The sequence below is a fragment of the uncultured Rothia sp. genome, assembly GCF_963507905.1.
Taxonomy (GTDB): Bacteria; Actinomycetota; Actinomycetes; order Actinomycetales; family Micrococcaceae; genus Rothia.
On record NZ_CAUOUU010000001.1, the window covers coordinates 81,196 to 102,438 of the forward strand.

The window sequence follows — 21,243 nt, forward strand, 5'->3', positions numbered from 1 at the left end:
TAGCCGGAGGGGTTGGTTCTTTAAGGTTCTAAACCTCCGGGTGCTTAGGGCGGACGGTGTTATCACCGTCCGCCTTTTGTTTTGCCCTCTTGTATGTGTTGTATGTTCTGCATATCTGAATGGGGCGGATGTTTTATGGCTAATTCCAATTAACTATTTACGCGTAAAATATATTGGGTTGGTTGATGGTACATTCTGTGCAATGATGAGGGGGAGTTGGTCGGCCACAGCGGCATAGTTTACATTCGGAATCTGCGTTCATTTAGATTTCATGCATCGGCAGGAACACTAAAGGTGTTGGCGCATTAATCCCTTTGATGCTGTTGTTATTCGTCGGATATTCCCTCTGTGTGGGGCGTGGGGTCTACCCTGAATAGAGCCGAAAATAATAAGTGTGCCACCGTGTGCTGTCGTGGAGATTTCCCCTGATACTTCCCCCGATACCACGATGATTATCGGTGGAAATTCTGCTGCGGATTGCCTGTGAATTGCGTAAAAATATTTATCGCCAATGGCGCTGTATATATTTTTGCGAATTATTGAAATTTCTCACGCAAACATATAAATTTTTAAAAATTTCTGCATTATATTCACGCGCGTGCAGAAAACTAGGGGTTCCCGTGTGGGTCTGTGTGGCTTCTTGTGTGTTCCTCGTGTTCGGGAGCCTTCGTATCGGCGCTACCGCCCCTCCGAACCCACTTGTAGCCCCTCCGTGCTGGTTGTCCCGCTATCTTCCTCGCCTGCTGAGCTATCCCCTTGAAACCTCCCCAAAATCCCGCGGAACCCCCTCCTAGGCGCCCGAAAACACGCTCAATACGCCCCGAACAGCTCATCTGTTCTCTTGATGGCGAACAGGCGCCCACACGCGGGGCATAAACCCGCAGCTCAACGTACTCTTGTATCAATAGGAAAATGCAAGGAGTGCGTAAATGTTTGAACGCTTTACCGATCGAGCTCGGCGCGTTGTGGTGCTTGCCCAGGAAGAGGCACGCATGCTCAACCACAACTACATCGGTACCGAACACCTGCTGCTCGGTCTGATTCACGAGGGCGAAGGCATCGGTGCTCGCGCCCTGGAATCATTGGGCGTTACCCTGAACGCAGTACGTGAACAGGTTCAGGACATCGTCGGCCCCGGCCCCCAGGCGCCTAACGGTCACATCCCCTTCACCCCCCGCGCGAAGAAGGTTCTCGAACTGTCCATGCGCGAGGCTATTCAGCTGAACCACGGCTACATCGGCACCGAACACATCCTGCTGGGCATGGTGCGCGCGAACGAGGGCGTGGCAAACCAGGTGCTGGTCAAGCTGGGTGCTGAGCCTGCCGCCGTGCGCCAGGCTGTCATGGACCTGATTTCCGGCTACCCCGGCAACAACTCCGGTGAGAAGGAAACCGCCGGCGTGGGTGCAGGTAACTCTCGCGAAGGCACTCCCGCGGGTTCGACCATCCTGGATCAGTTCGGCCGCAACCTCACCGCCGCAGCGCGTGAGGGCGAGCTGGACCCGGTTATTGGTCGCCACAAGGAGATGGAACGCGTTATGCAGGTCCTCTCCCGCCGTACCAAGAACAACCCCGTGCTGATCGGTGAGCCCGGCGTCGGTAAGACCGCCGTCGTGGAGGGCCTGGCACAGGCTATCGTGCACGGTGACGTCCCCGAGACCCTCAAAGACAAGCACCTGTACACCCTGGACCTCGGTTCCCTGGTTGCAGGTTCCCGTTACCGCGGTGACTTCGAGGAACGCCTGAAGAAGGTCCTGAAGGAAATCCGCTCCCGCGGCGACATCATCCTGTTCATCGACGAGATTCACACCCTCGTCGGTGCGGGTGCAGCTGAGGGCGCGATTGACGCTGCCTCCATCCTCAAGCCCATGCTGGCTCGAGGCGAACTGCAGACCATCGGTGCCACCACCCTGGACGAGTACCGCAAGCACATTGAGAAGGATGCCGCCCTGGAGCGCCGCTTCCAGCCGATTCAGGTTGAGGAGCCCTCCCAGGAGCTCGCCGTGCAGATCCTCAAGGGCGTGCGCGACAAGTACGAGGCACACCACCGCGTCACCATTACCGACGAGGCAATCGAGACCGCCGTGAACCTTGCGGCACGCTACATCTCTGACCGCTTCCTGCCGGATAAGGCTGTCGACCTGATTGACGAGGCGGGAGCACGCCTGCGCATCAAGCGCATGACCGCACCCCCGGAAATCAAGCTGCTCGACGAGAAGGCCGCCAAGCTGCGCCAGCAGAAGGAAGACGCCATCAACTCCCAGGATTACGAGAAGGCCGCAGGCCTGCGTGATCAGGAGCAGAAGGTCCTGGCTGAGAAGGAAGAAGCTGAGAAGGCATGGCGCGAAGGCGGCGACGCATTCGGCACCGTGACCCCCGAGGTTATTTCTGAGGTTCTTGCTGCTTCCACCGGTGTTCCGGTCTACAAGATCACCGAGGAAGAGTCGACCCGCCTGCTGACCATGGAGCAGGAGCTCCACAAGCGCGTCATCGGCCAGGAGCACGCTATTGCGGCACTGTCCCGCGCTATCCGCCGTACTCGTGCAGGCCTGAAGGATCCGCGCCGTCCCGGTGGTTCGTTCATCTTCGCCGGCCCGACTGGTGTGGGTAAGACCGAGCTTGCCAAGGCTCTGGCGGAGTTCCTGTTCGGCGATGAGGATTCGCTCATCACCCTGGATATGTCCGAGTACCAGGAGAAGCACACCGTCTCGCGTCTGTTCGGTGCGCCTCCCGGCTACGTTGGCTACGATGAGGGCGGCCAGCTGACCGAGAAGGTCCGCCGCAAGCCCTTCTCCGTGGTCCTGTTCGATGAGGTTGAGAAGGCTCACGCCGACCTGTTCAACTCGCTGCTGCAGATCCTGGAAGACGGTCGCCTGACCGACTCGCAGGGTCGCGTGGTGGACTTCAAGAACACCGTCATCATCATGACCACCAACCTGGGTTCGCGTGACGTGAACCGCCGCATCCCGGTTGGTTTCCAGGCGATGGATGACACCGCAGCCGACTACGAGCGCATGCAGGCACGCGTGATGGAGAACCTCAAGGAGCACTTCCGCCCCGAGTTCCTGAACCGTGTGGACGACATTATCGTCTTCCCGCAGCTCTCCGAGTCTGAGATTCTGCAGATTGTGGACCTGTTCGTGGGTCGCCTGGCTAAGCGTCTGGCGGAGCAGGATATGTCCATTGAGCTGACCAACGCTGCGAAGGTTCTCATGGCGGCTAAGGGTTACGACCCGTCCATGGGTGCTCGTCCTCTGCGCCGCGAGATGCAGCGCAACATTGAGGACGCCCTGTCTGAGAAGATCCTCTTCGGCGACATCAAGCCCGGTGAGAAGATTACCGTGGATGTTGAGGGTGAGGGCGACTCCGCGAAGTTCGTCTTCTCTTCTCAGCCGATGAAGGAGCTGGCTCTGGATTCGGTGCAGGAGCTGAACGAGGGCGAGTCCTCCGAGGCTCCCGCTGAGGCTCCCGCTGAGGCTCCCGCAGCTGAGGCACCTGCTTCTGAGGCTCGAGAGGGTCAGGGTGGGGACTAAGCCCTAGGTAGCTAAGTTTTAGCGCACTAAACGCCTGAGGGGCGGTACCGGTAATCTTCCGGTACCGCCCCTCAGGCGTTTCTATGCTTTTGGGAGGCTCTAGGAGCCTCTCTGTGGCGGGTACTAGAGCGAGACGAGCACAGTACCACCCTGCGTGACTTCGCGGGCGAGAGAGTCCGCCAGCAGCCCCGCGTAGCAGCGCTGCAGCTGCTCGGCGGCAGGGGAGAGGGCGTACAGCGCCTTGAGCGGGCGGTGCACCGCCGCGGGTGCGTCCGCCGGGAACGCCAGATCGGGCGAAGAAGCCGCAGTGGGTGAAGAGGCCGTGTCACCAGCCGAGGCTACACCCGCACCCAGGATGAGGTCGCGCTCCACCGGCTCATGCGCCGCACGCAGCACCGCCATGACCGCGCCGCGCACCTGACGGTCCGTGCCGTGCCAGCTCTGGCCCTTGGGGGTGTAGTCCGCCTCCGGCTTGCCTGCCGCAACCCAGGCGCACAGATCCTCCACCGGGCACAGCTGACAGCTCGGGGACTTCGCCGTGCAGACCAGCGCACCGAGCTCCATGGTCGCCGCATTCCACAGGCAGGAGGTGGGGGTATCGGCGGGCATGAGCGCCTCCGCCAGGCGAGTCTCAGCCGCGGTCAACGAGCGGGAGGGTAGCGCCTTGCCGGAGACAGCGCGCGCGTGCACGCGGCGGATGTTCGTATCAATGACCGTGGCGCGCAGACCGAACGCGAACACGCTAATCGCCGCCGCCGTGTAGGAACCCACGCCCGGCAGAGCCAGCAGCGCCTCGTAGTCGGCGGGAACCTCACCGCCGTGCTGCTCCACAATCGCCACTGCGGCACCGTGCAGACGCTGCGCGCGGCGCGGGTAACCCAACCTGCCCCAGGCGCGCACCGCCTCCGAGGCGGGCTCGGCGGCAAGGTCGGCGGGGGTGGGCCAGCGGCGCATCCACTCCTCCCACACGGGCAGCACGCGCTTGACGGGGGTCTGCTGCAGCATGAACTCGCTGACCATCACACCCCAGGGGGTGCACTCGTCGCGACGCCACGGCAAATCGCGTGCCTGGTCGAGGAACCATCCATTGATTCGGTGGTGGAGTGCCTCGATGTTGGTGCCTTCGGGTAGGGCGGGTTCGGGGCGTGTGCGTGCGGTGCGTTTGGGCTCTGAGGTCATCCGAAAAGCCTACGCCACAGGGCATATATTCCCAAAACCGCATGAACGGGGTTCACTGTGATTCTCAGGGTTAAACCCGGTATCCTTAAGGGTATGTCTGAAAATGGTCCCGTTCTGCCTCCCGAAGTGTACCGCCGTCGTCGTATCGTGGCGGTCATTGCTCTGCTCGCTGTCATTCTGCTGCTGGTCGCCGGCGTGACCTCCATGGTCGGCATGATTAACGGCAAGAAGGACGCCACTGTAGCCTCCACTGCGACGGCTTCCGGTGCACCCTTCCAGAGCTTCAGTGCTCGCCCCTCCGAAACTGCTTCGGCTACCCCGTCCGCTAGCGCGACTGCCTCTGCAACCGCGTCTGCGTCGGCTAGTGCTACTGCTTCGGCAACTCCTTCGGTGACCGCTTCTGCGGCACCCACCGCAAGCGTGACCCCCACTGCGGCAACCACCCCCGCAGCAACCCCGACCGCTCCCGCACCGACTCCGAGCGTGACCAACGCGGCTGTTGTTGCGGCATGTACCGCGAACGACCTGAAGGTGACCGTCACCCCCGCGAAGCGTACCTTCGCCGCCGGTGAGCAGGTGTCCTTCCACGTGACCTACACGAACTCCTCGAAGACCCCCTGCGCTGTGGGCGGCGAGGGCGCGAACACCGGCGTGGACCTGAACATCACTTCCGGTGCGGCTCAGGTGTACACCCGCAGCCTGTGCGCGGCGACTGCCGTTCAGAAGGCTGAGGTAGCCGCAGGTGCCGAGGCGGCAACCGACCTGGCGTGGGACCGTAAGATCAACGTCCTGGGTTGCTCTTCCGCTTCGACCGCTCAGAAGGGTTCTTACTGGGCGACCGCTACGGTGAATGGTGTGAGCTCGGCTCAGGTGAACTTTGTGATTCAGTAGTTCACCAACCTGATGTTCACAACGTCTGAACTTTCATAGTTTTTGCCTATGAATGGGCGCGAAAAGCCCCCGTGCTGGATATTCTTCCGGCGCGGGGGCTTTAGCTTTTATATGGTTATTACTTGGAAGCGCGAGGCTTAGCAAAGCGGCGCTCGCCCAGGTATCCGAGCAGGCTACCGAAGGCAGTCCACTGCAGAGCCGCCAACAGCAGGGTGGACAGGTCGGTCACCTCAAAAGAGTTGGGGATGACCTTGAACCACAGTAGCGGCAGGTAAATCAGGAACAGGATGGGGGACGCCCACACGAAGAACGGGAGGGGGCGTTTAGTTTGTGAGTACGACATTGTGACCTCCTTGGGGTGTCAAGGTGTGAAGGGTAAGCTTCACTGTCACTACATCATAATGCAAAAGGTTCTCGCGAGGTCAGAAAAAAGCCCCCGTGCTGGATATTCTTCCGGCGCGGGGGCTTTCGTATAGGTCTTCTTAGAGGTACTTCTCCAGGCTACTCTCCGCCATGCGGGATAGCTGCTCACGCACCGTGCGGGCACGAGCCTCACCCACACCGTCCACGGCGCGCAAGTCCTCAAGGGACGCCGCCATGAGAGCCTGCAGGCTACCAAAGCGCTCCACCAGACGCTCAGAAATAGCGTTCGGAATGCTCGGAATACCGGCGAGCAGACGGAAACCGCGAGGCTGCAGATGAAGCTCCAGGTCGGGGTTCTCACCAAAGCCGACGGTGCGGGCAATCGTGCGCAGATCCACGATGTCCATATCGTCCAGGTTCTGCAGCGCCTCAACGCCGGCGGTAATCAGCTCGTCGTTCACCTCGGGCAGGTAGTCGCGCAGGATCAGGTCGCTGGCGGTCATCTCGGGGGCGCGCAGCTCCTCCAGTTGCAGGGCAATCAGGCGGCCGTGCACGCCGAGCTCCAGCACATAGTGGCTGACCTCGCGGATAATGCGGTTCACCATCTCCATGCGCTGCAGGGTCATCGCCACGTCGCTCAGGGAAACGTTCGACTCAATCTCCTGGGCAGACAGGTTGGAGAGCACCGAACGCAGACGCTTCTTATAGCTTTCAAGGGTCTGAATCGCCTGGTTTGCGCGAGCCATCAGGTACTGGCTGTCCTCAACCATGTAGCGGGTGCCGTCAACGTATACCGAAATCACGGACATCGACGCGCTCACCGAAATCACCGGGAAACCGGTCTGAATTGCGGTGCGCTCGGCGGTGCGGTGGCGGGTGCCGGACTCGTTCGTTTCAATGGAGGCGTCTGGCATGAGCTGCACGCCGGCGTGCAGCAGGCGGGTGGCGTCGCGGTCGCAGATGATAGCGCCATCCATCTTCGCCAGCTCGCGCAGGCGGGTTGCCGAGAACTCAGTGTCGATGTTGAAACCGCCCGAGGACAGGGAGGATACGGTGCGGTCGGATCCGAGTACGATGAGTGCGCCCGTACGGCCACGCATGATGCGTTCCAGGCCCTCGCGGAGCTCGGTGCCGGGGGCGATTCGGGCGATAGTTTTAAGCAATAGGTCACTATAATTCATCTGCACGAAAACCATTGTACCCGTAAGGGTGGTTATTGAGCCAGGTCAGGGGCGGAACGGCGGGCTAAAGTGCCTCAAAAACGAACGGATATTCTCGATATTTATACGGGAGTGCACCGGGCTAAACTATCTGCGTTTAAGAGTAAAAATGCGTTCTGTGGCACCCCATTTCGCCGTGACCAAACACCGCGCGCCGTATCGCCCCAGACCCTAAAATAGACCCATGACCGCGCGCACGAAAAACACCAAAACCGCACCCGCCTACCGCTGCACCGAATGCGGCTGGACCACCGCCAAATGGGTAGGCCGCTGCGGCGAATGCCAAACCTGGGGCACCGTCGAAGAAGCCGCCGGGGGCACCCGCGCGCGCACCCGCGCCGCATCCAGCGTGCAGAAACCCGCCCAGCCCATCGCAGAAGTTGACTCGCGCGTAGCCGCCTACATGAGCACCGGAAACCCCGAATTTGATCGCGTGCTCGGCGGCGGGCTCGTACCCGGCGCGGTCATCCTCATGGCGGGTGAACCCGGCGTGGGCAAGTCCACCCTGCTGCTGGATGTTGCCGCCACCTTCGCGCGCGGCACCGCGGGGATTACGGGGCAGAAGGGCGCGCAGAACCGTACGAACACCCCCGCGCAGAATAGCGCACCCCAGCCGCCGCGCCCGGTCCTGTACATCACCGGCGAGGAATCCGCTGCGCAGGTCAAGCTCCGCGCCGACCGCATCGGCGCTATCGCGCAGACCCTTTACCTGACCAGCGAAACCGACCTCGGCACCGCCCTGGCGCATATTGAGCAGGTCAACCCCTCCCTGCTGGTCATCGACTCCGTGCAGACCCTCGCCTCCGCGGAAGTTGAGGGTAGCGCCGGCGGCGTCACCCAGGTGCGCGAGGTCGCCGCCTCTGTCATTGCCGCCGCGAAGGAACGCAATATGTGCACCCTGCTCGTGGGGCACGTGACCAAGGAGGGCACCATCGCGGGCCCGCGCCTGCTCGAGCACCTGGTGGACGTGGTCTGCCAGTTCGAGGGTGATAAGCACTCGAATATCCGCATGCTGCGCGCGATTAAGAACCGATGCGGCCCCACCGATGAGGTGGGCTGCTTCGACATGTACGAGGACGGTATTGCGCCCGTGCTGGACCCCTCCGGCATGTTTGTTTCGAGTACCCCGCACCCGGTGGCTGGCACCTGTGTGACCGTCACGATGGAGGGTCGCCGCCCCCTGCTCGCGGAGGTGCAGGCGCTGCTGGATCAGGCGGTGGCGCCCGCCCCTCGCCGCACCGTTTCCGGTCTGGATTCGGCGCGTATTCAGATGCTGTTGGCGGTGCTGCAGCGCCGCGCCGGGCTGAACGTGGGCAAGCTCGACTGCTACGTCTCCACGGTGGGCGGCGCGAAAATTGCTGAGCCCGCCGCCGATTTGGCGTGCGTCATGGCGCTTGCCTCGGCGGCGCAAAATAAGCCGCTACCGCGCAAACTCGCGGTCTTTGGCGAGGTCGGTCTGGCGGGTGAGGTGCGCGCCGTTCCGGGCATCCGCCAGCGCATCGCGGAGGTGGGCCGCCTGGGCTTCACGCACGTGCTGGTGCCCGCCTCCCCGACCGGAGTGGGGGACGTACCCGAGGGTGTCACCGTGCGTGAGGTAACCACCCTGGGTGAGGCGCTCGCGCTGCTCTTCCCGCAGAAGTAAAACCTTTAAGAACACAGCAGAGGGGGCTCCCGGCTGGCGTGAATGCCGCCGGGAGCCCCCTCCTCTGTGTCTTGACGGTTGCCGCTGACCCCGCCAGAACCTTGCTAGAGCCCCGCTAGGAGGAGCGGCTCTCCTCCTCGTTCTCGTGCAACATAATGTTGATTGAGCGGGTATTGAGCTTGTTCGTGTGGTGGGTGTTCACCGCGCTATCGGTCACGTCATCAACCACCGTGGAGTCGTCCATGTCAGCGTCAACAATCGGGATTGCCGAGGTGCGCGGTGCATGCTTCGTGACTGCCTCGCCGAGGGGCACGAGAACCGCCACGGCGTCCTTGTGGGACAAGCCGGTCGCCTCCAAAAAGTCGACCACAATCAGGCGGAGCATCAGCACCAGCGACTCGCCCTCAAAAGTCGCCACACCCATGGTGCGCGGCTCGAGGGTGCCGGCAAGCTTAATCATGCGTTCGCGTGCCTCCATCATGTAGTGCTCGCGTTCGCCTTCGGTCGGTGCAGACATGCCCAGGCCGAGGCTCTGCGCCGCCAGCGACAGCTCGTTCAGCGCGTCACTGAGCGAGAGCTGCGCAGCAGTACGCAACTGCACGTGGTGAATCGTGGATGCCATGCGGCGGTTAAGCACGCGGTCGTTACGAATCGCCAAATCCACCGCGGCGAGGGTCTTCGACATACGCGCCAGCTCGCCCTTGCTCTTGCGGCTATTCCACGACAGCTCGCTCATACCCTGCGCGGTAATCAGGTCGCCGCGGCATGCATCGTAGAGCGGCTGCAGTGCGCGCGCGTCGAGCAGGCTCTGGTACGCCTTGTTGTAGTCGTAGTAGCGGATTGCGTCGGAGGAGAGCTGGAAAACCTTCGCGAACGCATCCATGAGGGCCTGTGCGCGGGCACGCGGGTTCTTGCGCGGGTCGCGCGGCATCAGGTACATCGCGAGGAATGCAAAGGCGCCACCCACAATGCCGTCGAAACTGCGGGTGAACGCATCGTCAGGTACGGGCAGCAGCAACGTGAAACAGGCCTGGAAGCTGAGCTGAATCGTAAAAATAATGCCCTTATCAATAAATCGGGCAATAATCACGGTCAAGAAAAGCACCACTGCCGCCTGCCAGGTACCGTGACCAAGCAGGATTAGCAGAAGGTCGCCAATGAGAATGCCGAGGGTCACGCCGAAGGAGACCTCAAGGATTCGGCGGGAGTGCTTCGCGCCGCTCACATAGCCGAGGGATACGAGGGCAGCGACCGGCGCGAAAATGGGCTCGTGGTGGCCCAGGACGCGCTCAGCGAAAAGCCAAGCGCCCATAGACGCCGCAACAATCTGCACAGACTGAAAGAAGTCTGCTCGGACTCGGTGAATACCCTCACGGATGAACTGTCGGGTGTTCTGTTCAGTAGTGCGTAGAATGTCTGCGAATCGTGCCATGGGCACCATCATACCGGCGCGTGTGCCGTGTACAAGGGGGTAGGGGAGTGTTGGGTTGAAGTGTGAGAGACCCCGCGCCCCGAACCCTGCTTAGCGCCCCGGCTTGGGCGGTTTTGCGTGCCGAAACCTCAGCTTGCGTGCCGAAACCTCAGTGCAAGGGGCTTAGCCGCGAATCTAGCCGCGGAGGCGGCGCGCTACCCTCGCCAGTAGGCCGGGGCGGGCGGTGGGTGCCTCGGAAGGTGCGTCAGATTCAACGGTTACGGGGTGCGTTTCTTCGGCGCCGTGTGCGCTGTGAATACCATGCGCGCTGTACCCGCCGCCGATTGCGCGGGCACGTTCGAGCTGCCGGCGGTGCTCGGCATCCCAGGAATGCGCCTGGTCAGACATCGCCCACTCGAACCCCGCGGTGAGGGAGGTTTCGGTGAAGAGCTCGCGGGCGGCACGGACGGTCGCGCCCAGCGGTTCGGGGATCGCCGGAATCTGCTCCACGGCGGGGAAGGGCGCGGGTGCCTCTACTTCGTCCAGCTTTTCTGCGCCAGATGCAAGAATCTGCGCCAGCAGGTAGGCACGTTCGGCTCGCAGAACCTCCAGCAGCTCGGTGCGGCGCGCATCCGATGTCACCGCCGCGTGTCGCAGGGCGGCGGCAACCATCAGCTCGGGAACACCACCGGCGAGCATGCCCAACGGCAGGGTGAACTCGCCCAGCCCGTACAGGCTCAGGGCGCCGCCCACGCGCATCTGCGTGAAGGCATCCGGCACGAGGGCAAGCACGGGAATACCCGCCGCGGCGGAGAACACCGCCGGGTGGTAGCGGCTGGTCAGAGTAAACGCCGCCGCACGGTGCACGGCGATGCTCTGGTCGGCGTGCAGAATCGGTAGCAGGGTCGCCGGGGTGGATGGGCTGAGCCGCTCGGCGATGCGCTGGTGCGCCTGAATATCGCCGCTTGCCGGGTCCTGCGGGTCACCGTAGTGGCTCAGGAAGACGGGTGCGTAGCCGTGCTCGCGCCACATGCCGTCGAGCAGGCGCGCAATCTGCTGTGCCTGCTGGTCGGTGCACTCGTTGACGGTCACGCAGACGTAGTGCTCCGGCAGCTCATCAAGCGCCTGACCTGCGGAAACACCCTCCGCATAGTGCAGAGTACGCGCCGGAGAAGCTACCGGGTAGTCGGTGGCGTCATCTACGCTCAGGCGCGCGTCAATACCCCGCTCACGGCACCAAGCGAGGGAAGAACGTTCGCGCACCGTCACCGAACGGGCGGTGCGCAGCATGCGCTCCAGGATCTGCGCGTCCTCGGGGTTGAGGACCGGGCCCAGGGACTGGCCGGTCACGTACACGGGCACGCCCGCATGCTCGGCGGCACGCACCGCGGCGGCGCGTTCGTAGAGCAGCCAGCCGTAGCGGGAGTTGAGGTTGCCGCCGCCGGAGATGACGACCGCGTCCATGGCGGCGATGGAGTCCGCAAACTCCACCATGCGCTCGACGGTCTGCTCCAGCGGATGCAGCACCTCCGGCAGCGCCTGCACCTGCGGTAACGCCACCAGCTCGGCGGTGGAGGGCCGCTCCCGGTCAGCGTGCAGCTCCGCCAGAACAGATTCGAGCGCCGCGAGGGTCAGCTCGCGTTCAGCCGGTGCCCAGGGGAAGAGGAGGAACGGCAGGTACTCGTAGGGGGCGCCCGCCTCATGAGCAGCCGCGCCGATATAGCGCGCCGAATGGCCCACATCGCGGGTCATGAGGGTGACCGCCGCGCCGCCTTCGGAAAGTGCCTGGGCGCTCGCGATGGTCATGGCCTCGTCGCCCACGTGGTAAGTGTGCTGGCCAATATCGCCGATGACGAGTACGCGCGGTGCTTCATTAAAGTGCGGTGCTTCAGTAACGGGCAGTGCTGTAGAAGAATGATTGTTCTCTGCCACGGCTATGCGCCCTTCTCGCCGGTAGAACCAGTCTCATCACCGCGACGAGCCTGAGAACGCTGATTGAGCGAACGCTGCGCGAAGGAACGCAGTGCACGGCCTGGTGCGCGCAGGTGCTTCAGAACCCGCAGGCGCTCCTCGATGCTCTGCTGGCGGGACTCAATAGCCTGCTGACGTGCCTCAATACGCTCCAGGCGGCTCTCAATAGAGCGCAGAATGTCCAGGGATTCGCGGGTCAGATCGTGCCCGTCAATCACGCGGCGCTCCAGGTCAGCCGCCAGATGTGCCTGGTACAGGTATGCGCCCGGTCGGGCACCCGCCTGCAGATCCTCGCGGATAGCGCGGGCACGCACCATCGAATCGAAGCGGGCGTGATCAGCCTGACGCTTCACGCTATTCGCCTCGGAGCCCTCCGCGTCGGGGCGCAGCGACCAGTACGCCAGCGGCTCATCCACCAGCAGAATATCTGCAACAGAGGCGGCACGCATGTTGAACTCCCAGTCGCCGACCACCGGCAGAGACTCGTCGTAGAAACCGACCAGCTCGTGCAGGCTGCGGCGGTAGAGAATGCCAATCGGCACGGCACGGTTCGTGCGGAACAGGAACTGCAAACCTACGCCGGGCAGGCCGTCGTGGAAAATACGCTCCTCGTACACCTCGAACTCGCCATCGGCGTTCTCACGCTCGTACCGCTCCACAATGCGGGTGGTACACATGAGCGCGCCGCTCTCTTCCAGCGCGGCGACGGTGCGTTCCAGGAATTCGGGTGCCCACAGGTCGTCGTCATCGTGAATCGCCACGTATTTGGAGGTGGTCGCCGCCAAACCGGCGTTGGATGCCGCCTCCATGTTGTCGCCGGCGGTGGTCAGCAGCTGCACGCGGCCGGAACCCTGCGCATCAGAGCCCTGCAAGCCCAGCGGGGATGCCTCAATAACGGTGCGGGTTGCCTGCTCGTCGCCACCGTCGTTGATCACGCAGACCGTGTAGTCGGTGAAGGTCTGCTGCGCAATATTCTCCAGGGCGCGGCGCAGAAAGCGGGGGCGGTCCTTCGTGCGGACCAGAATAGCTACGGTAGGAGAAGACATAACCACAATCAGTCGAGGGTGAGTGGGCGCGTGCCAGCCCAAGAACTCAACCCATTATGAAGGTGTGCACTGTTCAGACTCAACCCGCCGCCCGCCTATCCCGCGGCAGTAGGCACGGTGGGGTATGCAGCGTCCCCAAAATCTAGTGGATGGACTGTAGCGCCACCATTGCCAGCACACCGAGCACAAAGCACGCCGGAATGGTTACCAGCCACACCAGAAGAATCTGCAGAACAATCCTGGATTTCAGCGCGTTAAAACGCTGGTTCACGCCCGCGCCGAGCGCCGAGGCGGTCGCCAGGTGCGAGGAGGAGAACGGCACCTGCAGCAGGAAGTAGCCGAGTACCTGAACCACGGCGGTGGTGCCCTGTGCGACCGCGCCGCGGAAGGGATCTAGGCGCACCATCTTGTACGCGAAGGTGTAGCCGATGCGGCGGCCACCGGTCAGCGTGCCGGCACCCAGGCTGAGGGCAATGATGAGGGTGCCCAGGAGCATGCCGCCTCGGGTGAGGGATTGAATCAGCGCCGGGTCCATGATGCGTTCGCTCAGTAGCGCCCACAGCAGCAGGTACAGGTAGCCGGTCTGCAGGCCGTGCAGTAGCGAAATTGCGGAGGCAGACACCGCCAGTACCTCGCGGGCGTGCTGATTCACCAGGCGCGGGTTATGACCAACCACCAGCCGGTAGAACGGCACCACCATCAGCCAGGACAGCAGAAAAATGAGCGGCGGCAGGTAGAAGAGCGGCAGCAGGGTCGCCCCAAAAATATGCGGCAGGAAGGCGAGGGAACCGAAGCCTTCAGCACCGTCCTCGAGTTTCGTCTGGGTCCACCAGCTCACGCCGGCAAGGGCACCCACCAGCGCGTGGGTCGAAGAGGACGGCAACCGCAGGAACCAGGTGAGCACACCCCAAATAGCGCAGACCAGCAGCGCCGCAACGATGCCGTTCAGGCCGGTGGTACCCTCCGGGGCGCTCACCCACGAGGCGGAATACTCACCGAGCAGCAGGAACGCACCGACCACGCCGAGCACGTTGAACAGCGCGGCAAGGTACAGGGCGGAGCGCTCGCCGAGGGCACGGGTACGCACCGGAACAGCGACGGCGTTTGAGGCGTCGTGCACACCGGTGACGTAGACCGCGGCAATGAAGGCGCAGCAGGCGAGAAGACCCAGGAGCATTAGGATTCCTGAACGATGATGCGACCGATTTCGGCGGACACATCACGCATAGCATTGGAGGCGGCGGTCAGCTGCGCCAGGAAGGTGGCGTAGCGGCGGTACCGTTCGGGGGTGTAGCGTTCGGCAATGTACGCGTCGTATTCTTCGGCGGTGCGCAGCGCCTGGCGGGAGATGCGCAGCATGTCCATCCAGTAGTTGTCGAGGCCGCGAATATCGGCGAGTTTGGGGATGACGGCGGCGGTCAGCACCGCCTGACGCTGAATAATGTCCAGGATTGAGGTGATGTGCGTGGCGAAGCCGTCAATGCTGTGCAGGGACAGCACGTGCGCGGCGCTGGTGAGTTTCTCAACGGCGTTGGTGAGCTTGCGTGCCAGCGTGTACAGGTCTTCACGCGGAATCGGCGGGGAGAAGGAGCTGCGCACCTCGGTGAGGGTGCGGAACAGCAGGTTGGTGGAGTCCGCCTCGTGGGTGAGCATGCGTTCGAAGAGTTCGGGGTACTCTGCGACGGGGGAGCCGACCATTTCGGAGAGCAACGCGGCTGCCTCACCGACCTGCGCTGAAATTTCAGCGAGGGAGGCGAGGGATTCGTTAGCGTGGGGAAAAAGGCGGTGCAGCATAGTTCCCAGTCTAACCAGTATTAGGGGTTGCGGGTGCGCGCAGCTCGTGGGTATCTCACGGACACCCGGTTTTCATGCGCAATCGTGCCGAGCTGATAGCGGCCTCTTGACCGGGGTTAAACATAAAACGGTGGGGGTCGATTTCTCGACCCCCACCGGAACGTTTAGGGATGTCGGGTTGGGAGCGCCTCTCGGCGGAAGGCCGCTCGAAGCGGCTAAAGATTTGGAGCCCGGGGCTACCTATTAGCAACCCGACATCTTGTAATTATTATCTACCCGCACCCGGCGCAGAGTCAATCGGAAACAGGCTTTTCACGCCTGTGCGACCCAATGTGGAACCTGTGCCAATTCGCGGCACGAAACCACATTTTTGGGCGGCTAAACGGCGCAGAAGACTAGAATGCTTCGAGGTTAGTCTGCGATTTTTCCTGCGCAGAATCAGCTTCGGAACCCCCGTTAGCCTGCTGACCAGCCTCAACGGCGCGCAACTGGGCGGCAACCGCCTCCAAATCGTGCGCGATCTGCTCCATCTGCTGAGCCTGACGCGGCAGGCGTGCACGACGCTCCACCGCCTCACGCTTCACCTCGTGGCTACCCGGAACCGCACCATCCTGACCGGCAGAGCGCGCATAATCGGTACGAATACCCAACGCCACCACGTGCGCAAACGCCGCGCAACGCTCCATCGCAATATCCATATCGCCGGTGTACAGGCCCGCCAGAATCTCATCAATCGTGCGGACCACCTCATCGGCACCGGGCGGGTCGGGAACACCCGCCACCACGTGCGAACGGTAATCCTCCGCCATGGCCAGCTCAAAGGCGCGGCTCACCCCGCGCGGAGAACGGTGCACCGTATCCCGCAGCCAGTACATGCGCCACAGGGCACCCGGCAGGGAGTGGGCGCTCGCGTGGGACCAGAGTTCGGCGAGCATCTCAATACCGTAGTCGTCGGTGAAGCTGACGAGCCGCTCGGTCATCTGCTCGTCGGTGCCGCGTCCGCGCATCAGCAGGATGCGTGCGGAGGCGTGTGCCGCCTCCTCGCGTGCGGCGGGGTCCATGCCGCCTTCGTGGCGTTCAAATTTCTCGGCGGAGTAGAGGACGGGTCGGTGGTGGGTTCGGTGTCGGGTGCGCCCGGAGGCGCCGGTTGATGCTGCGGGTGTAGACATAGGATTTTCCAGTGTACCGCCACTGCGCTGGGGTTGGTAGTGCGCCGGTAGTGTATAGTATTTCTATCTGCACACTTTCAGTTTTGTGTGGATAGGAGCGCCTTTAGCTCAGTCGGTAGAGCTACGGACTTTTAATCCGCAGGTCGTGGGTTCGAGCCCCACAGGGCGCACTAGCCGACCCGTCGCCTCCCGCTTTGCGGGGGTCGGCGGGTTTTTGCGTCTCCACCCTCGTGCGCGGGGTTTTACCCCGTGGTTATCCCGTGCGGTGGGGGCGTATTCTGCCGGGTTGGCCTGGCAGTTTTTAATTCGTGTACGTTGACCCGAAAAGATGAGGAAACCCCGTGAGCGTCACCATTAAGAACCCCGAAGAAATTACGATTCTTGCCACTGGCGGCACGATCGATAAGTTCTACTCCGTCGCGGGCACCATGGACATTGGTGAGCCTGCCGCTAAGGACCTGCTGGACCGCGTTATCACTGATGTGCGTTTCGATATTCGCCCGCTGATTGGCAAGGACAGCCTGGACATGACCGATGAGGATCGTGCCGAGCTGACCGAGGCTCTGAATGCTGTCACTAACGACCAGGTGCTCATCACCCACGGTACCGACACCATGCCGGAGACCGCCCGCTACCTGGTGGAGCACGCCGACCTGGGCGATAAGGTTGTGGTGCTGACCGGCGCGATGCAGCCCGCTGTGATGGCTCGTTCGGATGCCGGCTTCAACCTGGGTGCCGCTATTGCTGCCCTGAACCTGCTGGAGCCGGGCGTGTACATCAGCATGAGCGGCCGTATTTTCCCTGCTGAGAGCGTGCGTAAGGACCGTTCGCGCGGCATTTTTGAGGGCTAGTATGGCTGATTCCGCTCGTATGCGGAGGAGCGAACCGGTTTCTGCCGCTGAGCTTGCGCCGGTGGAGGGCTCCGCGGATCTTGTGCCGCAGGAGCATATGTCCCAGGAGCACATGTCGCAGGCGCAGCTCATGCAGTTGCAGGTGATTGAGGAGCTGGAGCAGCAGGCTGATGAGTTCTGGAATGTTGCCAGTGAGTACCCGCTGCCGGCTAAGAACCTTTACCTGGTGCGTGTGCTCCTGCTGGTGGTTCCTTCGCTGATTATTGTTTACTACTTCATCCGCGTCACGCTTTTCCCGATTGGTGCGGTGCCGCTGGTGTACCTGGTGATGCACATATGGCTTGCCATGATTTACCGGGCGAACCGTTCGGTGAAGCTGGTGCTGCTTGCGAATGTGGCATCCGGGGTTGCGGCTACCATCATGACGGCGTTCTTCACGTATGTACTCGTAACCCTGCACGGCCCGCAGACTCTGCTGGACCGTGTGGGCATGTTCTATACGGTGAGCCTGCTGACGGTGATGGCTTCCTTCGCGTTGGAGATCCTGTTCTCGCTGTTCTATAGTTTGGCGGTTCGCAGGAGCCTGCGCCGTAGCAAGCGGAAGAAGGCGGAGGAAGGGCGCCAGAATGCAGAAGAGCAGAAGGTAGCAGGGCCGAACGTGGAGGTTTCGCAGGCGGCGGAGCAGGGCTAACCTGCGCCTCAACGGAGGCAAATAATGATGCTGGGCGGCGTTGCCTGCGGCGCCCAGCTACTGCTCAGATTCCCTTAAAGTACGCGTGATACGGTAGAGACAGAAACACGACCAGCACCTGTCAGGAGGTCACCCATGGGCGCTACACATCTGAACACAGATGCTGCTTCATCCGCAGAACACCCGGATGAAGATATCAGTGTGCAGACTCGCTATCAGGCGCCTATCCGCCACGCGACTCCTGCCACGCCGGAGGTGTCCGTTCCTCTGAACGTGCCGTCGGTGGTGACTGGTTCGCATCCGGTTATTTCGGCGACTTCTACCGTCATTATTCAGGATGGTACGAACCCGCCGATTGTGGTGCGTACGCATCCGACGGGTCCTCTACCGCCGTTCCCGGGGCAGGGTCAGGTTCCCGCTTTTCTGCGCACTTACACCGCTGAAGAGGTGAAGGAACGCCAGCAGATGCTCAAGAAGAACCTGCTGGTCCGCGCGGTTATTCTGTGTATTTTGAGCCTGGTTGAGGGTCTCATTATTTCTCAGTACACGCAGCCGTTGGCGATTTGCTTTGGTTTTGTGGCGGCGCTTTACCTGGTGGTTCAGATGTGGCCACTGATGCGCCCTCCGCGTGATTCGGCGGACGCCTCCGTGTATAGCGTCTGGGCTATCTGCTCCCTGATTGGGTATGTTGCGGTGGGGCTGGTGCTTTCACCGATTACGTTCCTGCTGCTGATGCTTGACTGGGCTGGGGTTTCGATGGGCCTAGACCCCCTGCTGATACTTGTTGCTTTGGGCCTGGTCTGGTTGAGCGAGGTCGGCTTATCGTTGCTGACCATTTACCGCTTCAATAACTTGCGGATTGCGATGGCGAATCAGGCAGATTCGCCGTCGTTACCTGACAGTATTTCCGCGACGGTTGACCCGTCCATTTCTTCCTAATTTTTTGAGGCGGCGCGGTAGACGAACGCCGCGCCGCCACCCACACACCACACACTCGCTCATACATCTTCCGCACACTATCAGCCGACATCCGAAAGATTCCGCTATGTCCGCCGTCGAGTCCTCTCCGCCATCCGCCCCGAACACCACGCATCCTACGAAGCCTGCCACCCCGACTCTCGTGTCGGTGGCGGGTTGGGTTCTGCTCGCTATTGCCGTGGGTTGGCTGGTGCTGATCGGGTACACGGGTGTCACGTATGCGACGACGCAGCTGTCGCATTTTTCGACCTGGCGCGCCCAGTCGCTGGTGGAGGCGCAGGCGTACTATCCGGTGATGTTCTTGCTGGTGAGTGCCTTCGGTAACGTGGCGCTGCATGCTTTCTGCACGGTGGCGTACCTGCGTGGTTACCGTTGGGCGGCGCTGGTGCTGTCGGTGGCGTTGGCGTTGGGTGTGTTGGCGTCCCTGCTGATTATGCTGGCGGTTGCGGCTCTTCTGGGTACGTTGAATGGTGCGCCGAGCCAGGATGTTGAGCTGCTGCTCAGTAGCGCTTCACCGCTGTACACGCCCGTGTATATTGCTGCGCCGTACATGCTGGTGTGCGTGGTGGCGTTGGCGTTGGTGTGGTCTCGTCAGTCGCGTTCTTACATGGAGGCGCGCCGTGATTGGCGTCTGCGCCGTAGCGAGGACTACCTGATTTAGCCTTGCAGATTCTGGTCGTATAGATTCTAGCCGCGGGTTTCGGGCCTGCGGCTCACCGATAACATTATTCACCAACCACTATTCACCAACCACTGTTAGGATGACCCGTGCACCCTACTTCCGAACCTGCACACGAGTCCGTACCGCAGACGAGCCCCGGCGTTGCCAAGCGTACCTACGATGAGAGGGCGGCGTTTGAAGAGGCAAAAAGGAACCTCGGCATAGTTGGCGATAAGGAGCAACAATTCGACCGGGGAATGGCGATTCTCGGTAAAGCGTATTCCATTGCGATGATGCTCATTCTGGTGTACTTCCTCTTGGACGCGTACCAGATTCTCGTAACTGCGGGTCGTAGTTTGAACATCGGCTCGTTCATTGGCTATGCCGTGCCGAAGATTCTGCCTGACGCCGTCTTTGTGGTGCCGTTCCTCTGGTTCGTTCTGGACTACATCAAGGCAGGGTACGTTAATCCGCGCCGCCTGCTGATGCTGTACCTTCTGCTGTGTTCCTTGAGCGGTGTGCTCTCTTTTGCCGGTGTCTTTGGCCTGGCGCAGGTGCTTTTCCCCGCGTTTACCGCCCTTGACCCTGTATCGCATCCTGCTACCGCCTCGTCTATCGTGACGCAGGCTCTGGTTGCGGTAATTACGGCGGGTAGCGCCGTTCTCCTGTTTTTGCTGACTCGCCCGGCTGTGGGCGTGGTCCCGAGCCCCGCGGCGATTCGGGAGCAGATGCAGATCATTAAGGACAGCATGGCGGATGATGAGGAAGAGCCGACCCGTGAGGATGTTCTTCGTCAGATCGAGAAGGAAGAAGGCCCGGTCAAGGACTCTACCGAGCATCTGTTGCGTGAGCTTTCCGCCGATTATGCGTTGTCGAAGGACCCGGCGGAGAAGAACCGCCTGCTGGCTGAGATACAGCAGGTTCAGCGCGCCCAGAAGGCGGGTGTAAAGCCTAACTTCGGAGGCGCGTCTGGCGGGTCGGATAAGCCCCAACAGGAAGCGCACGATGGTGCGAAGGCTACCGCCGCCTCCACCGCGCCTGCCGCGCCTAAGGTTGTGCTCCCGCCGCGCCCGAAGTCGCTACGTATCGTCATGCGATGCTTTGTTGCCATTATGGCGGTGGAAGCAATCCATAAAATTTTCCTACATATGATTGATGGGCGTTCAGCCGGTGGCGTCGAATTATGGGTGGGTTTCATCATCCCCGGTGTAGTGCTCCTCCTCGTTGAGCACGCCATGCCGATGTTTGTCCTTTGGCGACTGTGGAGGGGCCGACTCTGGGCGTATGTCGTCATCTTTATTAGCTTCGCTTTTATAGCTATCAGGGGCTTGATAGATTTTGTGAACACCTTCCTGACGACTGGTTATCTTTCCCGGTTGCTGAATGGTACGCAGACGTGGAGTTCTCAGTACTACGCGTCAGCTGTGCTGTCTGAGAATGTTGCTGACACCTTGATTACGCTCCTCTCCACCCTGATAGTTGTGCTGCTCATTAGCCGTCCCACCAGGTTGTTTATGGCTACCGCGAGGTTGGCACGGATGGAAGCACGCGAACAGGTGAACGCCGGTGGCGGTCATGTCATTGGTCATCAGAGTGCAGACGCAGAAACGCGTGCTCGCCTGGAAGAGGAGCAGACACGTCGGGAAGAAAAGGAAGCTAACCGACGCGCTGAAGAAGCGGTCGCTCAGCAGTACAAGACGACCCGCCGCACGGATGCGCGGAAGAACTCCCGTAACGAACAGCGCGGCTACAAAGATACTTCCGTGTACACCGAGGAAGGCTACCGCCTCAACTAGGGCGGATGCCCCTCCCCATGGGGAGACTCTTTGCCACCCGCCCCGTG

The 21,243-nt window shown here is 61.7% G+C and carries 17 protein-coding genes and 1 tRNA gene; 9 read left to right on the top strand and 9 right to left on the bottom strand.

All coding sequences use genetic code 11. The features are described from left to right. Window positions 1–929: 929 nt before the first annotated feature. Window positions 930–3,533: an ATP-dependent Clp protease ATP-binding subunit gene (locus RQ593_RS00340; RefSeq protein WP_311449492.1), complete on the top strand. Its 2,604-nt coding sequence runs from the start codon at window positions 930–932 to the stop codon at window positions 3,531–3,533. A gap of 123 nt (window positions 3,534–3,656) precedes the next feature. Here the strand turns inward: RQ593_RS00340 and RQ593_RS00345 are convergent, their stop codons facing one another. Next, window positions 3,657–4,712 carry an A/G-specific adenine glycosylase gene (locus tag RQ593_RS00345; RefSeq protein ID WP_303980978.1) on the bottom strand — a complete coding sequence of 352 codons (1,056 nt, stop codon included), beginning with the start codon at window positions 4,710–4,712 and terminating at the stop codon, window positions 3,657–3,659. A 93-nt stretch (window positions 4,713–4,805) separates the two neighbouring features. Between RQ593_RS00345 and RQ593_RS00350 the strand changes: the two genes are divergently transcribed. Continuing rightward, window positions 4,806–5,603, top strand: coding sequence for a hypothetical protein (locus RQ593_RS00350; RefSeq protein WP_297604693.1), 798 nt, complete (start codon window positions 4,806–4,808; stop codon window positions 5,601–5,603). A gap of 118 nt (window positions 5,604–5,721) precedes the next feature. On the opposite strand, the gene RQ593_RS00355 is transcribed toward RQ593_RS00350, so the two are convergent. Next, window positions 5,722–5,946 (bottom strand): phosphoglycerol transferase, encoded by a 225-nt coding sequence (locus tag RQ593_RS00355; RefSeq protein ID WP_297604691.1) that lies wholly within the window; start codon window positions 5,944–5,946, stop codon window positions 5,722–5,724. 139 nt (window positions 5,947–6,085) lie between these two features. Beyond that, a complete protein-coding gene (gene disA, locus RQ593_RS00360; RefSeq protein WP_297605572.1) occupies window positions 6,086–7,162 on the bottom strand; it encodes a DNA integrity scanning diadenylate cyclase DisA in 1,077 nt (358 codons plus the stop codon). Between the two features lie 208 nt (window positions 7,163–7,370). Here disA and RQ593_RS00365 point away from each other — a divergent pair, with 208 nt between their 5' ends. Continuing rightward, window positions 7,371–8,828, top strand: a complete 1,458-nt coding sequence (locus RQ593_RS00365; protein WP_311449493.1) for an AAA family ATPase — start codon at window positions 7,371–7,373, stop codon at window positions 8,826–8,828. A 115-nt stretch (window positions 8,829–8,943) separates the two neighbouring features. Here RQ593_RS00365 and RQ593_RS00370 read toward each other — a convergent pair whose 3' ends face one another. The 6 genes from RQ593_RS00370 to RQ593_RS00395 all read right to left on the bottom strand — a co-directional run bounded on the left by RQ593_RS00370 (window position 8,944) and on the right by RQ593_RS00395 (window position 16,219). Beyond that, entirely contained in the window at window positions 8,944–10,272 is a 1,329-nt protein-coding gene (locus RQ593_RS00370) for an FUSC family protein (protein WP_311449494.1), read from the bottom strand. Window positions 10,273–10,434: 162 nt separating this feature from the next. Further along, the gene (locus tag RQ593_RS00375; protein WP_311449495.1) at window positions 10,435–12,171 is read right to left on the bottom strand and encodes a polysaccharide pyruvyl transferase family protein; all 1,737 of its coding nucleotides are present in this window, start codon (window positions 12,169–12,171) and stop codon (window positions 10,435–10,437) included. Between the two features lie 2 nt (window positions 12,172–12,173). Beyond that, window positions 12,174–13,256 carry a glycosyltransferase family A protein gene (locus RQ593_RS00380; protein ID WP_311449496.1) on the bottom strand — a complete coding sequence of 361 codons (1,083 nt, stop codon included), beginning with the start codon at window positions 13,254–13,256 and terminating at the stop codon, window positions 12,174–12,176. Between the two features lie 142 nt (window positions 13,257–13,398). Continuing rightward, on the bottom strand, window positions 13,399–14,433 hold the full coding sequence (locus RQ593_RS00385) for an inorganic phosphate transporter (protein ID WP_311449497.1): 1,035 nt from the start codon (window positions 14,431–14,433) through the stop codon (window positions 13,399–13,401). Then, window positions 14,433–15,050 carry a hypothetical protein gene (locus RQ593_RS00390; protein WP_005504391.1) on the bottom strand — a complete coding sequence of 206 codons (618 nt, stop codon included), beginning with the start codon at window positions 15,048–15,050 and terminating at the stop codon, window positions 14,433–14,435. The genes RQ593_RS00385 and RQ593_RS00390 overlap by 1 nt, the downstream gene beginning before the upstream one ends. 395 nt (window positions 15,051–15,445) lie before the next feature. After that, window positions 15,446–16,219 (bottom strand): histone acetyltransferase, encoded by a 774-nt coding sequence (locus RQ593_RS00395; RefSeq protein WP_311449498.1) that lies wholly within the window; start codon window positions 16,217–16,219, stop codon window positions 15,446–15,448. 97 nt (window positions 16,220–16,316) lie between these two features. Here RQ593_RS00395 and RQ593_RS00400 point away from each other — a divergent pair. The 6 genes from RQ593_RS00400 (at window position 16,317) to RQ593_RS00425 (ending at window position 21,196) form a co-directional block, all read left to right on the top strand. Next, a tRNA-Lys gene (locus tag RQ593_RS00400) sits at window positions 16,317–16,389 on the top strand. Window positions 16,390–16,560: 171 nt separating this feature from the next. Then, entirely contained in the window at window positions 16,561–17,070 is a 510-nt protein-coding gene (locus RQ593_RS00405) for an asparaginase domain-containing protein (protein ID WP_070689713.1), read from the top strand. 1 nt (window position 17,071) lies between these two features. Then, complete coding sequence (locus RQ593_RS00410) at window positions 17,072–17,761, top strand: amino acid transporter (RefSeq protein ID WP_311449499.1); 690 nt, start codon at window positions 17,072–17,074, stop codon at window positions 17,759–17,761. A 135-nt stretch (window positions 17,762–17,896) separates the two neighbouring features. Then, on the top strand, window positions 17,897–18,700 hold the full coding sequence (locus RQ593_RS00415) for an organic solvent tolerance protein OstA (RefSeq protein WP_311449500.1): 804 nt from the start codon (window positions 17,897–17,899) through the stop codon (window positions 18,698–18,700). 106 nt (window positions 18,701–18,806) lie between these two features. After that, window positions 18,807–19,400, top strand: a complete 594-nt coding sequence (locus tag RQ593_RS00420) for a multidrug DMT transporter permease (RefSeq protein WP_049346032.1) — start codon at window positions 18,807–18,809, stop codon at window positions 19,398–19,400. 107 nt (window positions 19,401–19,507) lie between these two features. Continuing rightward, on the top strand, window positions 19,508–21,196 hold the full coding sequence (locus tag RQ593_RS00425; RefSeq protein WP_311449501.1) for an ABC transporter permease: 1,689 nt from the start codon (window positions 19,508–19,510) through the stop codon (window positions 21,194–21,196). Window positions 21,197–21,243: the final 47 nt, after the last annotated feature.